This is a genomic window from Mumia spirodelae (assembly GCF_050632745.1).
Taxonomy (GTDB): domain Bacteria; phylum Actinomycetota; class Actinomycetes; order Propionibacteriales; family Nocardioidaceae; genus Mumia.
The window spans coordinates 259682-274984 of sequence record NZ_JBODSD010000003.1; the positions used below are offsets into that span (position 1 = coordinate 259682).

Sequence of the window (15303 nt, forward strand, 5' to 3'; positions counted from 1 at the left end):
CAGGACTGTGCTGCTGTTCAGAGACGAGAATCAGAGAGGGCCACGTCCTGGTGGACGTGGCCCTCACTGGCGATCAGAAGCCGTAGACCTTGACGGTCAGCTCCGTCTGTGACGGCTTGTGCGTGCCGTCACCGCTGTAGCGGACGGTGACGACGTGCGTGCCGGGCTTGAGAGCCCGCGCTTTCAGCGCGATCACCGTCGCGCCGCCCACGAGCTTCTGCTTGCCGAGGACCGTGCCGTCGGCGGCGACGACCTCGACGGTGCCGGACGCCTTCGGCTTGACCTGGGCGACGATGATCGGGCCGACGATCGGCGAGATGCCCGGAGTGGCGACGGCCTTGATCGTGGTCGCGATCTTGCCCTTCTCCACCTGGAGTGGGATCGACACCACGGTTCCTGACGGGGCTGCCGTGAGCGTCAGGGTGGCGGCGCCCGCAGCCAGACCGTCCGGCACCGTGAACGCGACGGTCGCGCTGCCGTTGGTCACCGGGAAGGTGCCGATCTCGGTGTCGCCGATCTTCGCCGACAGCGTCGTGTTCTGAGGGCTGTCGAGCGAGGTGAGGTCGAGCTTCGAGACGGTGAACGAGTACGACTCACCGGTCGTCACCGTCGACGGCGCGCCCTCGGTCTTCACCGAGCGCCGGGCGAACGACGGCGCCAGAGGCGAGTGCTCGTCGATGTAGTCGATCCACGCCTCACGGTCGACCAGGCCGGAGTCCTTCGGCGCCTCGCCGTCGCGGAACACCCAGAAGTTGTCACCACCGGTAGCCAGGAAGCTGAACGTGCCGATCCGGTAGTCCTTGGTGAGGTCGATCGGCGCGCCGTTGATCGTCACCGAGTCGATGATCCCCTTCTTGCGCGGGTTGCCCTGCGGGTCGGCGGGGACGGACGGGTCGTCGACCTCGTGGTAGGTGTACGAGACGTTGTCCGACAGGCCGAGCTGCAGGTAGGCGCGGCTCGGCACGCTGCCGTTCTCGAGGCGCTGCCACTGCTGCTCGAGCATCGTCACGAACTGCTCGCCGGTGAGGGTCACCGACCACAGGTTGTTGACGAACGGCAGCACCGCGTTGGCCTCGGCGTACGTCACGACGCCGTCGGTGTTGGCCGGGTTGGTCGAGGTGTCGCCGGGGTAGAACAGCTCGGCCCGCAGGCCACCGGGGTTGACGACGCCGATCTCGGCGTTGCCGCCCTGCTCGTCGTCGAGGCTGTCACGCAGGGCGTTGGCGACGGTGTTGCCGAGGGTGGACTCCGAGGCACGGTCGTCGCGAGCGCTGCTCGCGCCCGGTGTCGGGTGCGTGTAGACGCCGTTCACGTAGCTGCCGCCGTTGAACGCGGTCGTGATGTCGTTGGTGATCGTGCCGACCGGCTGGTTGCCGACCGTGGCCGCGTTGGCCAGCGCCGCGTCGACGATCGTCTTCACGGCGGCGACGCGCGGGTACTGGGCGACGAGGTCGGCGTCCGCCGTCGTCGTACGGGCCACCACCGAGCGCGTGTAGGCCGTGACGTCGTCGGTCGCGGTGTCGTACGTGATCTCGACCTTCGCGACGCCCTCGCCGTAGTTGCCCGACTGCACGAGCGGACGCGTGCCGGTGCCGCCAGGGATGGGGGCGTCGTACGCGTAGCGCTGGTGGGTGTGGCCGGTGAAGATCGCGTCGACGGTGGCCGCCGTGTCGTTCACCATGTGCGCGAAGACCGGGCTCGCCGCGACCTGCTGGTCGAGCGTCGCCGCGGGCTCCGACAGGGGGGCGCCCTCGTGGAAGCTGGCGATGACCAGGTCGGCCTCGCCGTTGGCGTCGTTGCCGTCCTTGAGCTCGGCGGCGACGCGGTTCACGGCCGCGACGGGGTCGCCGAAGTCGAGGTCGGCGATGCCCGCGGGGCTGACCAGCGACTTGGTCTCCTCGGTGACGACGCCGACGATGGCGACGTCGACGCCCTTCACGGTGTACTCGGCGTACTCGGGGAGGGCCGGCGTCTGCGTGCCCTTCTCGTAGACGTTGGCCCCGAGGAAGACCGGCTGGCCGAAGCGGTTCTGGCCCATCCGCGGGATCACACGCTCGGTGAGGTCGGCGAAGCCCTGGTCGAACTCGTGGTTGCCCACGGCGGAGTTGTCGAGCTGGAGCGCCTTGAGGACGTCGATCGTCGGGTTGTCCTGGTCGACGGCGCTGGCGAACAGCGAGGCGCCGATGTTGTCGCCCGCGGCGACGAACACCGTGGCGTCCTCGCCGCCGGCCGCGCGCAGCTGCTCGACCGTCCCGGCGAACTTCACCGTGTTGGCGTCGATCCGGCCGTGGAAGTCGTTGATGCCGAGGAAGGTCAGCTTCACCTCGTCCTCGGGTGCCGCAGAGGCGGCCGGGACGGCGGCGAGGGGCGCCGCGACCAGCGCGGCGGTTGCGGCGACCAGGGTCGATCGTCGCAGGAGAGTACGGTGGCGTGGTCGCATGAGGGGGCTCCTCCGAGAGACGTGATCCGCTGACCATAGCGACCCCACATGACATGCGCTGCGGAAAAGAGTGACGATTCCGCGACGATGTGGTGGCAACTATTGGAGATTTGGACAGCCGGCCAGGAGTTCCTTTGGACCACTACCTCGTCCCCGCCCGAGACGGGGAGGCGACGGTCGAGGTCAAGGGGTCCCGGTTCCTCGGCTGGGTCCGGCGCGTCGGCTCCGAGGACGAGGCCCGCGCGTACGTCGCCGAGGCCCGCCGCCTGCACTGGGACGCGCGGCACCACTGCTCGGCGTTCGTGATCGGACCCGACGGCGCGCTCCAGCGCAGCAACGACGACGGCGAGCCCAGCGGGACGGCGGGTGCCCCGATGCTCGACGTCCTCGTACGCCGCGAGGTGCGCGACGTGGTCGCCGTCGTCACCCGGTGGTTCGGCGGGACGCTCCTCGGCGCCGGCGGCCTGGTCCGGGCGTACGCCGAGACGACCGCCGCTGCACTCGACGCCGCCGGCCTGCTGTGCCGTGAGCTTCGCACCCGGGTGGAGGTACGGGTCGGGCACGGTGATGCCGGGAAGGTCGAGAACGAGCTGCGGGCTCGGGGCGTGGAGGTCCTCGGCGTGGAGTACGGCGCCGGGGCCGTCGTCCTGGCCGTCGCCGCGTGGCCGGAAGCGGTCACGTCGCTCGAGGAGCTCGTCGCCGCCGTCACCCGTGGTTCCGGGGATGTCGTCGCCGGTGCCACGTTCTGGGTGCCCTGACCCCGCCCGAGCCTGTCGTTGACACGGTGTGACGCCCGCCATAGCGTCGACGACGGCCGCGTTGAATCGTTTCAAGCCTGAGTGCCCTCAGCACCCCTCCGAAAGGTTGCTCCGATGAGCCAGCCCACTCCTGTGCCCCGATCTCGGTGGCTGCGTACGACGGGGGTGGCCGGCGCGATGCTCGCGCTGGCCGTCACCGGTGTCGCGCCGGCCGCGGCACAAGGGAAGCCGCCTGCCGCACCCGCCGACCTGCGGGTCAACGGCCTCGTCGACCCGTTGGGGATCGACGACGCCACCCCCGACCTCAGCTGGGCCAACACCGGCGAGCTCGCGAAGCAGACGGCGTACCAGATCCGCGTCGCCAGCTCCGTGCCGAAGCTCGGCAAGGCCGACCTCTGGGACTCCGGCAAGGTCCGCTCGCGCGCGCAGCTCGACGTCGAGTACGACGGTCGCTCGCTCGGCTCCCGCAGCCAGGCCGTGTGGCAGGTGCGGGTCTGGGACGAGACCGGCAAGGCCAGCGGCTGGAGCGAGCCCGCGTCGTGGGAGCTCGGCCTGACCGGCGAGCGCGACTGGGACGCCGACTGGATCACCAACGCCGAGTGGAACGAGCCGCTGCACCAGGACATCGCGCTCGGCACCCAGACCGCGCGGTACGTGCGTCTGACCGTGACCGATCTCGGTCGCCCCGAGGAGCCGCTGGACGACCCCGGCTGGAAGCCGCGCCTCGAGCTCGGTGAGGTCGGGCTCGTCGACAGCGCCTCCGGCGCCACCGACCTCGCCACGGGCGCGAAGGTCACGGTCTCGGAGAACAACGCCGAGGACGGGGTGTGGGCGCCGGAGTACCTGACCGACGGCAAGGTCACGACGGCCGACGCGCCGCGTGGCTACCGCAGCAGCTACCACCCGGAGACCGACGTCCAGGACGAGCCGATCGTCATCACGATCGACCTCGGCGAGGCGCGGACGTTCGACGCCGTGCGGCTCTTCCCGCTGTGGGACTCCCCCGGCCGGTACGGCACGACGCCCAACTACCCGCGCGACGTGACGGTGTCGGTGTCGGCCGACGACGCGTCGTACACGAAGCTCACGACCGCCAAGAAGCTCCCCGCGATCTCGACCACGCACGAGACGCCGGAGGCGCTGCCGATCTTCGCGAAGGACTTCACGACCCAGGGCAAGGTCAAGGAAGCCCGGCTCTACGTCACGGGTCTCGGTGTCTACTCCGCGAGCATCAACGGCAAGCCGGTCACCGAGGACGTGCTCGAGCCCGCGAACACCGTGCACTTCACGCGCGTCCCGTACGCGACGTACGACGTCACCGACCTGCTGGACAAGAAGGTCAACACGATCGGTCTCGAGGTCGGCAACGGCATCTTCAACGTCTTCAACACGCCCGCCGACGCGAAGCGCTACGTGAAGTCGGCCTCCGGTCACGGCGTACCGCGGGTGATGGGTCAGCTCGAGCTGACCTACGCCAACGGCAAGCGGACCACCATCGCGACCGACCCGAGCTGGAGGACCACCCTCGGCGACGTCACCTTCACCAACTGGTACGGCGGCGAGGACCGCGACGCCCGCCGTGCGATCGACGGCTGGGACGAGCCCGGCACGTCGCGTACGGCGTGGGACTCCGCGGTCGAGTCGTCGGCTCCGACCGAGGACACGAAGCTCGTCGGCCGCAGCCAGCCCCCGATCCGCCAGGTCGACACCCTGGAGGACGTCAAGGTCTCCGAGCCCAAGCCCGGGACGTACGTCTTCGACCTCGGCGTGAACTTCGCGGGCTGGCAGCAGCTCACGACGAGCGGGCCCGCCGGCACGAAGATCACGATGCGCCCGAGCGAGCGGCTCAAGGCCGACGGCACCGTCGACCAGGCCAGCGCCGGCGGCGACATCCGCGACACCTTCGTCCTCGCCGGGAAGGGCGAGGAGACGTTCACGCCGCAGTTCGTCTACCACGGGTTCCGCTACCTGCAGGTCGAGGGACTCGCGACGGCGCCGGACGCCTCGACGGTCAAGGGGCTCGTCCTGCGGGCCGACGACCGGGCGGTCGGCAGCTTCTCCTCCTCGGACCCGCAGCTGAACGCGATCCACCGGATCATCGACCGGTCCGTGCAGTCGAACATGTACTCGGTGTTCACCGACTGCCCGCACCGCGAGAAGCTCGGCTGGCTGGACCAGACCAACCTGGTCTTCGACACGGTCGCCTTCGGGTACGACGTGCAGGCGCACTACCGCAAGATGCTGCAGGACGTGGTCGACGCGCAGCAGGACAACGGGCTGATCCCGACCACGGCTCCGGAGGACTCGCTGTTCGCCGGCGCGTTCCGTCACGACGCGAACTGGGGCGCCACGCTCGCGGTCTCGTCGTGGCAGATCTACCAGTGGTACGGCGACGACAGCGCGATCCGCGCGTACTGGCCGCAGATGGTCGAGTACGCCGACTTCCTCGCCCGTGGCGCCAAGGACAACATCGTCAGCGGTGGCCTCGGCGACTGGATCACCCCGGCCAGCCCGGTGACCCCGCCGGCGTTGACGCAGACGTGGGCATACCACCGGATTCTCACCCACATGAGCCAGATCGCGGAGGTCCTCGGGAAGGACGCCGAGGCGCAGGCGTACACCGACCGGGCGGCCGACGTCGCGGCGGCGTTCCACCGCACGTTCTTCAGCACCACCACCGGCCTGTACGGCAACGGTGACCAGGCCAGCCAGGCGCTCGCGCTCGAGGAGGACCTCGTGCCGGCCGAGCTGCGCCAGGACGTCCTCGACCGGTTCGTGAGGATGATCCGCGACAAGGGGAACCACATCGAGGTCGGCGAGATCGGCCTGCACGCGGCGGTCGAGCTGCTGTCGCGCGAGCGTCTCGACGACGTGCTGTACGACTGGACCCAGCAGAACGACGGGATCAGCTACGGCAAGTTCCTCAAGGCCGGGGCGACCTCGCTGCCCGAGAGCTGGACGAACAGCAACTCGTCCAACAACCACTACATGCTCGGCGCGATCGACGCCTGGTTCACCAACGGCATCGCGGGCATCGGCCAGGCCGAGGACTCGATCGGCTGGGAGCACGTGGTGATCGAGCCGGCGCTCGTCGGGTCCCTGCAGCAGGCGCAGGCGTCGTACGAGTCGGCGCGCGGGCTGATCTCGAGCGCGTGGGAGCGCAAGGACGGTGTCCTCACCCTGCGGGTCGAGGTGCCGGCGGGCACCACGGCGACCGTACGCGTGCCGGGCACGTCCGCGGTCGGGCCGGACGGCGCCCGTGAGGTCCGCAGCGACGTCGACGGCTTCACGCAGTTCGAGGTCGGCGCGGGGTCGTCCGTGTTCACGTCCACGGTCGGCTGACGTCCCGTCCCCGATTTGAAGGGTTGGCGTCGGTTCTCCGCATGGGAAACCGACCGAAACCCTTCAAATCGGGGACGCGGGGGCGGGGCCGGGGGCGGGGACGCGGGGCGGGGACGCTCAGAGGGCGTCGAGGCGGCCGAGGACGTCGCGGACGTGGTCGAGCGAGCGCTTGTGCGCGAGACCGGTCGTGTCGTCGAAGTAGAGCCCGTCCCCGATCAGCTGGACCGTACGCGCCAGCGCGTCGTCGCCGTAGTGCTCGGCCAGCACCGCGAACCATCCGTTGCGGAGCTCGGCCAGCGTCTCCCGCGCCCGCGGGTCGTCCTGAGCGACGCGTGAGGCCGCGATGAGTCCGCGGTCGAAGGCCGAGCCGGTGTCGACCGAGGTCTCGAGGTAGTAGAGGACGGGCCCCGCCGGCGCCTCGCGCATCTTCGCCACGTCGGCCCGTCCCTGCTCGCGCAGCCGCTCGAGCATCGCCTCGACCATCGCGTCCTTGCTCGGGAAGTGGTAGAGCAGCCCGCCCTTCGACACCTCGGCCCGCGCGGCGACCGCGTCGAGCGTCGCGATCCGGCTCCCGCCCTCGACCAGGAGCATCTCGAAGGCGTCGAGGATGCGGTCGCGGGTGGAGGCACCGTCGGCTCGGGCGGTCATGCGAGCACTCTAGCGACGCGGTTACGGCATGGGCGCCGGGCGAGCGGGTACGGGCCTCCCATGGATGCCCGCATCAGCCTCACCGTCGATGGCCGGTCGAGATCCGTCACGGTCGACACCCGCGCCACCGTGCTCGACGTCCTCCGTGAGCGGCTCGGCATCACCAGTCCCAAGAAGGGCTGCGACCACGGGCAGTGCGGCTCGTGCACCGTCCTGCTCGACGGGCGCCGGCACCTCACCTGCCTGGCGCTCGCCGTCGCGTACGACGGGAGCGAGATCGTCACCGCGGACGGCTTGGCGACCGACGCGCTGCACCCGGTGCAGGAGGCGTTCCTCGAGCACGACGGCTACCAGTGCGGCTACTGCACGCCCGGTCAGGTGTGCTCGGCCGTCGGCGTCCTCGACGAGGCGAAGCAGGGGCACCCGAGCCACGTCTCCGAGGACCTCGACGCAGAAGTGGAGCTCGACGACGACGAGATCCGTGAGCGGATGAGCGGCAACCTCTGTCGCTGCGGTGCCTACGAGGGCATCCTCGCCGCGGTCCGTCAGGCGGCCGGACGGTGAGGCCGCTCGAGTACGTTCGGCCCGACGACCCTGCGGACGCCGTACGCGCAGTCGCCGGCGACCCCCGTGCCGCCTTCCTCGGCGGAGGCACCAACCTCGTGGACCACCTCAAGCTGGGCATCGCCTCGCCGGAACGCCTGGTCGACGTCCGTCGGCTCGGTCTCGACACGGTCGACGAGTACGGCGGCCCGGACGGCGGTGGACTGCGGATCGGCGCGAACGTCCGCAACAGCGACCTCGCCGCCCATCCGTCGGTACGCACGAGGCTCCCGGTCGTCGCCCGCGCGCTGCTCGCCGGCGCGTCGGGGCAGATCCGCCACCAGGCCACCACCGGGGGCAACCTCCTCCAGCGCACGCGGTGCTTGTACTTCCAGGACGTCTCCACCCCGTGCAACAAGCGTGAGCCGGGCAGCGGGTGCTCCGCCCTGGAGGGGTACGACCGCTACAACGCGATCCTCGGGGCGAGCGAGGCCTGCGTCGCCACGCACCCCTCGGACCTGGCGGTCGCGCTCGCGGCCGTCGACGCGCGGGTCGTCGTCCTCGGCGGCGAGGGTGAGCGGCGGATCGCGTTCGCCGACCTGCACCGCCTGCCCGGACACCACCCGGAGCGCGACACGACCCTCGAGCACGGTGACCTGATCACGGCGGTGGAGGTGCCGTGGTCCGACGTCGCCCGGTGCTCGACGTACACCAAGGTGCGCGACCGCGCCTCGTACGCGTTCGCGCTCGTCTCGGTCGCGGCCGCGCTCCGGCTCGAGGACGGGGTGGTCCGCGACGTCCGCATCGCCTGGGGCGGCGTCGCGCACAAGCCGTGGCGTGCCGAGCGTGCCGAGGAGCGCCTCACGGGCGCGGCGCTGACCGAGGCTGCGGTCGACGAGGCGGTCGCCGAGGAGCTGGAGGCGGCCCGGACCGGCGAGGGCACGGCGTACAAACCGGTGATGCTGCGCCGTACGACCGCCTGGACCCTGCTGCGTCTGGCCGAGGAGGCGGTCCGATGAGCGAGCCGGCGATCGAGCAGCAGACCGAGCCGGTCGAGGTCCGCTCCGTCGGGACGGACCTCCGCCGGGTCGACGGGGTCGAGAAGGTGACAGGACGTGCGTCGTACGCGGTCGAGCACGGCAGCGCGGACGGCGTGGCCGACCCGCTGCACCTGTGGCTGGTCACGTCCACGGTGGCGAAGGGCCGGGTCGTGGACGTCGACGCGTCGGCCGCGCTGTCGCACGACGGTGTGGTGTCGGTGCTCGACCACACGAACGCACCGCGGCTCGACGACACCTCGAACGGCGAGCTCGCGATCCTCCAGGACGGCGCGGTCGGTCTCCGCGGGCAGATCGTCGCGCTGGTGCTCGCGGAGACGCCCGAAGCGGCGCGGGAGGGTGCCGCGCTCGTCCGGGTCCGGTACGACGCCGCGCCGTTCGAGGCCGAGCTGCGCGAGGACAACGCGACGTACCGGCCGGACACCGTGAATCCTGCCAAGGAGACCGACACCGACGAGGGCGACGTGGACGCGGCGCTGGCGGAGTCGGAGGTCGTGGTCGACGCGACGTACACGACGCCGTACGAGCACAACAACCCGCTCGAGCCGCACGCCACCCTCGCCTGGTGGGAGGACGTCGACGGCCGGGCCGTGCTGTCGATGTTCGACTCGACGCAGGGCGTCCACGGTGTGGTGAAGGCGCTGGCGCCGATGTTCGGCCTGGAGCCGGACCAGGTGCGCGTGCGGGCGCCGTACGTCGGCGGCGGGTTCGGCAGCAAGGGCGAGGCCCATGCGCACGTCGTCGCGGCCGCGCTCGCTGCCCGCACGACCGAGGGGCGGCCGGTCAAGGTGGCGGTCACCCGCCAGCAGATGTTCTCGCTGACCGGGTACCGCACCGCGACGATCTCCCACGTCCGCCTCGGCGCGCGACCGGACGGGACGCTCACGGCGATCGAGCACGCGGTGCAGGAGCAGACCTCGGTCGTCCGCGAGTTCGCCGAGCAGACCGCGGCGCCGACGCGGATGATGTACGCCGCTCCGAACCGCCGCACCAGCCACCGGCTGGCCCGGCTCGACGTCGCCGTCCCGTCGTGGATGCGCGCGCCCGGCGAGATGCCGGGGATGTACGCGCAGGAGGCGGCGATGGACGAGCTGGCGGTGGCGGCCGGCGTCGACCCGGTGGAGCTCCGGGTGCGCAACGAGCCCGAGGTCGACCCGGAGACGGGCAAGCCGTTCAACCGCCGGCGGCTCGTCGAGTGCCTGCGCCGCGGGGCGGAGCGGTTCGGGTGGGGCGACCGGCCGGCCGAGCCTCGGGCCACGACCGACGGCGACTGGTGGGTCGGGACGGGCGTCGCTGCCGCGACGTACCCGGCCATGCGGTCCCCGGGCAACGCCGCGCGGGTGCGCTCGCTGGACGGCGGCCGGTACGCGGTGGCGATCGGGTCGGTCGACATCGGGACCGGCGCGCGGACCGTGCTCACGCAGATCGCGGCGGACGCGCTGGGCGTCGCCCCGGAGGCGATCACGCTCGAGATCGCCGACTCCACCCTGCCGCCGGCGAGCGTGGCCGGAGGCTCCTCGGGGACGAGCTCGTGGGGTACGGCGATCGTCGCCGCGGCGCAGCGGTTCCACGCCGACCACGGGGACGACCCCGACCCGGGGCTCGAGACGACGGCCTCGGCCGCGCCGAACCCGGCGGCTCGGAAGTACGCGTTCCACTCGTTCGGCGCGGTGTTCTGCGAGGCGAGGGTGCACCGCTGGACCGGGGAGGTCCGGGTGCCGCGGATGCTCGGCGTCTACTCGGTCGGGCGGGTCGTCAACCCGACCACCGCACGGTCCCAGCTCCTCGGCGGTCTCGTGATGGGGCTGTCGGCCGCGCTGTTCGAGGAGTCGTACCGCGACCCGCGGTTCGGGCACGTCGTCACGCAGGACCTCGCGACCTACCACGTCGCGTCCCACGCGGACGTGCGCGGCATCGAGGCCGAGTGGCTCGAGGAGTCGGACGAGACCTTCACGCCGGTGGGGTCGCGCGGGATCGGCGAGATCGGGATCGTCGGTACGGCTGCCGCGGTGGCGAACGCGGCGTTCCACGCCACGGGCGTACGGGTGCGGGGGCTGCCGCTGACGGCGGACCACTTCTCGGGGTGAACCGCCGCCGGCGCTGAGCTGCCCTGCCCGCGTGGCGAAGAACACCCAGAACTCGCTTGAGTCGCTCGATTCCCGAACTGTACCGTCTGGACGGGAATGACTGTACCGGCTGGACGGTTTACCTGAGGGTGGCCGCCAACGCCGGCCACCGACGTACCGACTCACTCGAACGGGGGACGCCATGAGCACCACCACGCCTGATCGCTCGCACCGCACGCACGCCGGGTCCGGCTCGCGCACACCGGTGGCGCCGACCCCTGCCCGCGCCGGCTGGCGCCAGTGGGGTGCGCTCGCGGTCCTGATGCTCCCCGTGCTCATGGTGAGCATGGACAACACCGTCCTCAGCTTCGCGCTGCCCGACATCAGCTCGTCGCTGCGCCCGTCCGGCACGGCGCTGCTGTGGGTGGTCGACATCTACGCCCTGATGCTCGCCGGCCTGCTGGTCGCGATGGGCTCGCTCGGCGACCGCATCGGGCGGCGCCGCCTGCTGCTCGTCGGGGCCGTGGGCTTCGGCGCCGTCTCGTTCTACGCCGCGCAGGCGACCGACATCAACGGGCTCATCGCCGCTCGGGCGCTGCTGGGCGTCTTCGGCGCCACGCTGATGCCGTCGACGCTGTCGCTGCTGCGCAACATCTTCACCGACCGCCAGCAGCGACGGCTCGCGATCGCCGTGTGGGCCGCCGGGTTCTCGGCCGGCGCCGCGCTCGGTCCGGTCATCGGCGGGTGGCTGCTCGAGCACTTCACCTGGCACTCGGTGTTCCTGATCAACCTGCCGGTCGTGGCGCTCCTCGTGCCGCTCGCGCTGTGGCTGGTGCCGGAGTCGCGCGACCCCAACCCGGGGCCTGTCGACCCGATCAGCATCGTGCTGTCGATGACGACCATGCTGCCGATCGTCTACGCGATCAAGACGTTCGCCGAGCACGGGTTCACCGGCGTCGTCGGCTGGGCGCTCCTGGTCGGAGCGCTGAGCGTGGTCGCGTTCGTGCGGCGCCAGCTCGTCCGCGAGCACCCGCTGGTCGACGTCCGGATGTTCCGCAACCGCGTGTTCTCTGGTGCGCTGGTGGCCAACCTGTTGAGCCTCATGGGCCTCACCGGGTTCCTGTTCTTCGGTGCGCAGTTCCTCCAGCTCGTCGTCGGGCTCGACCCGATGGACGCCGCGCTGGTGCTCGTGCCGGGGCTGATCGCGACGATCGCCGCCGGTCTGCTCGTCGTGAAGCTCGTGCCGCTGTTCGGGGTGCGCGCCGTCGTGTCGGTGAGCTTCGGCCTGTCGGCGGTCGGCTACGCGATCGCGGCGTTCGCCGGCTCGGTGCCGTCGGCCGCGTCGATCGCCGTCGCGTTCCTCGTGCTCGGCATCGGCATCGGGTTCGCGGAGACGCTGACCAACGACGTCGTCGTGTCGAGCGTGCCGGCGGAGAAGTCGGGTGCCGCGTCCGCGCTGTCGGAGACGGCGTACGAGATCGGAGCCGTGCTCGGCACCGCGGTGCTCGGCGGCATCCTCACGGCGACGTACCGCGCCGAGGTCGTCGTACCGCCGCTGGCGGGGACCGAGGCGCAGCGCGAGGCCGCCGGCCAGACGCTCGGTGGAGCGATGGAGCTCGCCGCGAGCATCCCGCCGCAGGTCGGCCACTGGCTCGTCGAGTCGGCGCACCTCGCGTTCGACCACGCGGTCCAGACGACCAGCGCGGTGGCGATCCTGATCGCGCTCGGCGCGGCCACGGTCTCGTGGTTCACGCTGCGCGACGCGCGCTGACGCGGCAAACACCGAACGGGCCCCGGGGATCGCTCCCCGGGGCCCGCTCGCGTGCGCGACTCAGGTCAGTTGAACTTGACCTTCATCGAGGTGCCGTTCTGCTCGAGCACCTTCACCTTGAACCCGACCGCGGGGAGCTTGACCCCGTGGTTCGGCAGTTCCGCGTACCAGTACTTCTTCGTGTCGTTGAAGGTCGGCTGCGGAGCCTGTGCCCGGATGTAGCTGGGCTTGCCGTTGGTGTGCAGCGTCATCGAGTCGGCCTTGATGAGACCGAACGGCGCGTCGTACACCTGGATGCGGGCGCGCCACGGGGCGCCGGTCGCGATGTTGATGATCGGCTCCGGGTGGGCGTCGATCGGCAGGTTGCGACCCTGACCGGGGTGATCGGTCGTGTTGTTGTCCGCGACCGAGGTGTCCCAGTACGAGATGAGCAGGCCCTGGCCGTAGCGGTAGTGCTCGACCCAGTCGGGCTTGGTGCTCATCCACCCGAAGTTGTACGGGCCGGTCTGCAGGTACTTGTCGTACCCGACGTACGACCGGTGGCCCATCACGTAGTAGTTGTCGTACATCCGGGTCGTGGTCTCCCCGACGATGCTGTAGCCGTTGAAGGTCCACGCCGCGCCGCCGTCCTCGGCACCGTCGGACAGGACCGTGGCGCCGTCGGCGGTCACCGCGATGTCGTCGAGGAACAGGCCGGGACGGGTGAGGCCGCCGTCGGTCTTGTAGTACGACCGGAACAGGATCTTCTGACCGGCGTACGCGTCGAGCGGGACGACGACGTTGCCCCAGGCGGCGTGGACGCCGTCGAGGGCCGGAGCGCCGGAGGCGTCCTTGTCGAACGGCGAGCCGTCGACCGTGCCGGCCAGCGACGTCCACGACTTGCCGCCGTCGGTCGACGCCTGGAAGTACGCGTAGTCGTACCCGGCCTCGATGTCCCAACGCGCCTTCGCGGCGAACGACGCCGACGCCTTGCCGGTGAGGTCGAGCTCCGTGGTCATCGAGTTCGCGAGATCGTCGGCAGCACCGGAGAAGAACTGCTTCGTGCCCGACGCCGGTGCGCCGTAGCTGCGCGTGACGGCCTTCTTCGGCAGCACGACGACCGCGCCCTGCGCCTTGGCGGAGTTCCACTCCTGCGGGCCGAGGTCGAGCTTCTTCGACTGGTTGTAGGCGACCGCCTCGTAGTCGAGCCAGCCGAGCTGGAGCTTCTCCCACGCACCGAGGTCGCCCGGACGGCTGCCGAGCGGCTCACCGGCGCCGTTGAGGCGGCTCTGCGCCATCAGCGTCCAGTACTCGTTGGAGTTGTCGCCCTTGCTGGAGGTGTCGTACGCGTCCGGCAGACCGAGGTCGTGGCCGTACTCGTGGACGAAGACGGACAGGCCGCCGTTCTCCGGCTGCAGCGTGTAGTCGCCGACCCAGAAGCCGGTGTCGCCGATCTCGGCGCCACCCAGCGGGTTCTGCTCGGGGCCGGTGATGCCGGCGTCGGTGACGAAGGCGTACCAGCGGTGCGACCAGAGCGCGTCGCTGCCGTAGATCGGGTCACCGTCCGCCTCGTCGCCGCCGGCGTGGACGATCTGGAAGTGGTCGATGTAGCCGTCGGGCTCGTTGAAGTTGCCGTCGCCGTCGAAGTCGTAGCGGTCGTAGACGTCGTACGAGGCCAGCGCCTGCTTGATCTCGGCGTCGGTCTTGCCGGCTGCCTCTTGGTCGGCCACCCACGCGGTGACCGCGTCCTTGATCAGTGCCCAGGCGTTGGTCTCGTCGGCGTTGCCGTCCTCGTCGAACGTGGTGCGGCCGTAGCGGGCCTCGTTGTAGGGGACCTTCACCCAGTCCGCGACGGTGCCGTCGACCGTGTAGCGGCCCGACGACTGCGCCTCGTAGTAGGTCTTGACCGACTCGTCCTTCTTGCCGTCGGCGAAGTACAGGTCCTGGTAGTGGTCGCGGTTGTAGTCCGCCTGCCACACCGTCGAGTTGTCCTTCGTGCGGTCGGGCTCGGGGATCTCGTTGTGGAGCGGACCGTCGAAGCGCTGCGGCTCGACCGCGCCCTCCTCGGTCTGCCAGCCGTCGTCGGGGTAGTCAGGGTGCCGCTCGTTCCCGAACTCCGTGAGGATCACGAAGATCTTGTCGGCACGCTCCTGCTCGAGCTCGACGTACTGGTCCTGCTTCGTGACGGCCTTGCCGGCCTTCGCCAGCGCCTTGCGGCCGCGCGTGGTCGTCAGCGCGGCGGCCTCGGCGGGCGAGTACGACTTGCCGACCTTCACGACCTCGGTGCCGTTCTTGACGACCGGCTTGGAGTCGCCGTTGATGACCGACGTGAGTGCCTCCTCGCGGAGCGCGCGCCGCTTGTCCTCGAGCGGGTTCGGGAGCTCGTGCTCCGTGGCCGTCTTCTCGGCGGCGGTGACCGGGGGCGCTGGTTGGGCCGATCCCGGTGAGGCGTACGCGGCACCGAACGTGGCCGCGACGCCGAGAGTGATGAGTGCCGTGCTGAGACGTCTCAAGACTTCTCTCCCCTTCTGCAACGGAAACCGGGTCGATTGGCCCGGCGGGTGCCCGCGTCGTCCCCACACGACGCTGGATGGTTGCCTCGGGGAACGACGCGCACCGTCGCTCAACCTAGGCTTGTTCTGGAGCCCCGTCTAGACCGCAAGGTCGTTTGCTTTCATTGCGATTCGGTGAAGATGCT

The 15303-nt window shown here is 70.8% G+C and carries 9 protein-coding genes; 6 read left to right on the forward strand and 3 right to left on the reverse strand.

Annotation, left to right across the window (positions count from 1 at the left end; translation table 11 throughout):
- Positions 1-73: 73 nt before the first annotated feature.
- Complete coding sequence (locus ACQSSQ_RS16815) at positions 74-2440, reverse strand: 5'-nucleotidase C-terminal domain-containing protein (protein ID WP_431328262.1); 2367 nt, start codon at positions 2438-2440, stop codon at positions 74-76.
- A 134-nt stretch (positions 2441-2574) separates the two neighbouring features.
- Between ACQSSQ_RS16815 and ACQSSQ_RS16820 the strand changes: the two genes are divergently transcribed.
- Entirely contained in the window at positions 2575-3198 is a 624-nt protein-coding gene (locus ACQSSQ_RS16820; RefSeq protein ID WP_431328263.1) for an IMPACT family protein, read from the forward strand.
- Between the two features lie 114 nt (positions 3199-3312).
- Positions 3313-6540, forward strand: a complete 3228-nt coding sequence (locus tag ACQSSQ_RS16825) for a family 78 glycoside hydrolase catalytic domain (protein ID WP_431328264.1) — start codon at positions 3313-3315, stop codon at positions 6538-6540.
- Between the two features lie 117 nt (positions 6541-6657).
- On the opposite strand, the gene ACQSSQ_RS16830 is transcribed toward ACQSSQ_RS16825, so the two are convergent.
- Positions 6658-7188 (reverse strand): TetR/AcrR family transcriptional regulator, encoded by a 531-nt coding sequence (locus ACQSSQ_RS16830; protein ID WP_431328265.1) that lies wholly within the window; start codon positions 7186-7188, stop codon positions 6658-6660.
- A gap of 60 nt (positions 7189-7248) precedes the next feature.
- On the opposite strand from ACQSSQ_RS16830, the gene ACQSSQ_RS16835 reads away from it, so the two are divergent.
- The 4 genes from ACQSSQ_RS16835 (at position 7249) to ACQSSQ_RS16850 (ending at position 12626) form a co-directional block, all read left to right on the forward strand.
- The gene (locus tag ACQSSQ_RS16835) at positions 7249-7752 is read left to right on the forward strand and encodes a 2Fe-2S iron-sulfur cluster-binding protein (protein ID WP_431328266.1); all 504 of its coding nucleotides are present in this window, start codon (positions 7249-7251) and stop codon (positions 7750-7752) included.
- The gene (locus tag ACQSSQ_RS16840; RefSeq protein WP_431328267.1) at positions 7749-8750 is read left to right on the forward strand and encodes an FAD binding domain-containing protein; all 1002 of its coding nucleotides are present in this window, start codon (positions 7749-7751) and stop codon (positions 8748-8750) included. Before ACQSSQ_RS16835 ends, ACQSSQ_RS16840 begins: the two co-directional genes overlap by 4 nt.
- Positions 8747-10876 (forward strand): xanthine dehydrogenase family protein molybdopterin-binding subunit, encoded by a 2130-nt coding sequence (locus ACQSSQ_RS16845; RefSeq protein WP_431328268.1) that lies wholly within the window; start codon positions 8747-8749, stop codon positions 10874-10876. Before ACQSSQ_RS16840 ends, ACQSSQ_RS16845 begins: the two co-directional genes overlap by 4 nt.
- Before the next feature lie 181 nt (positions 10877-11057).
- A complete protein-coding gene (locus ACQSSQ_RS16850) occupies positions 11058-12626 on the forward strand; it encodes an MFS transporter (RefSeq protein ID WP_431328269.1) in 1569 nt (522 codons plus the stop codon).
- Between the two features lie 65 nt (positions 12627-12691).
- On the opposite strand, the gene ACQSSQ_RS16855 is transcribed toward ACQSSQ_RS16850, so the two are convergent.
- Entirely contained in the window at positions 12692-15118 is a 2427-nt protein-coding gene (locus tag ACQSSQ_RS16855; protein WP_431328270.1) for an immune inhibitor A domain-containing protein, read from the reverse strand.
- Positions 15119-15303 lie beyond the last annotated feature (185 nt).

What these genes read in the sequence shown, in the direction of transcription:
- ACQSSQ_RS16815 (WP_431328262.1), bottom strand. Translation starts at nt 2,440, where the DNA reads ATGCGACCACGCCACCGTACTCTCCTGCGACGATCGACCCTGGTCGCC.
- ACQSSQ_RS16825 (WP_431328264.1), top strand. Translation starts at nt 3,313, where the DNA reads ATGAGCCAGCCCACTCCTGTGCCCCGATCTCGGTGGCTGCGTACGACG.
- ACQSSQ_RS16830 (WP_431328265.1), bottom strand. Translation starts at nt 7,188, where the DNA reads ATGACCGCCCGAGCCGACGGTGCCTCCACCCGCGACCGCATCCTCGAC.
- ACQSSQ_RS16835 (WP_431328266.1), top strand. Translation starts at nt 7,249, where the DNA reads ATGGATGCCCGCATCAGCCTCACCGTCGATGGCCGGTCGAGATCCGTC.
- ACQSSQ_RS16845 (WP_431328268.1), top strand. Translation starts at nt 8,747, where the DNA reads ATGAGCGAGCCGGCGATCGAGCAGCAGACCGAGCCGGTCGAGGTCCGC.
- ACQSSQ_RS16850 (WP_431328269.1), top strand. Translation starts at nt 11,058, where the DNA reads ATGAGCACCACCACGCCTGATCGCTCGCACCGCACGCACGCCGGGTCC.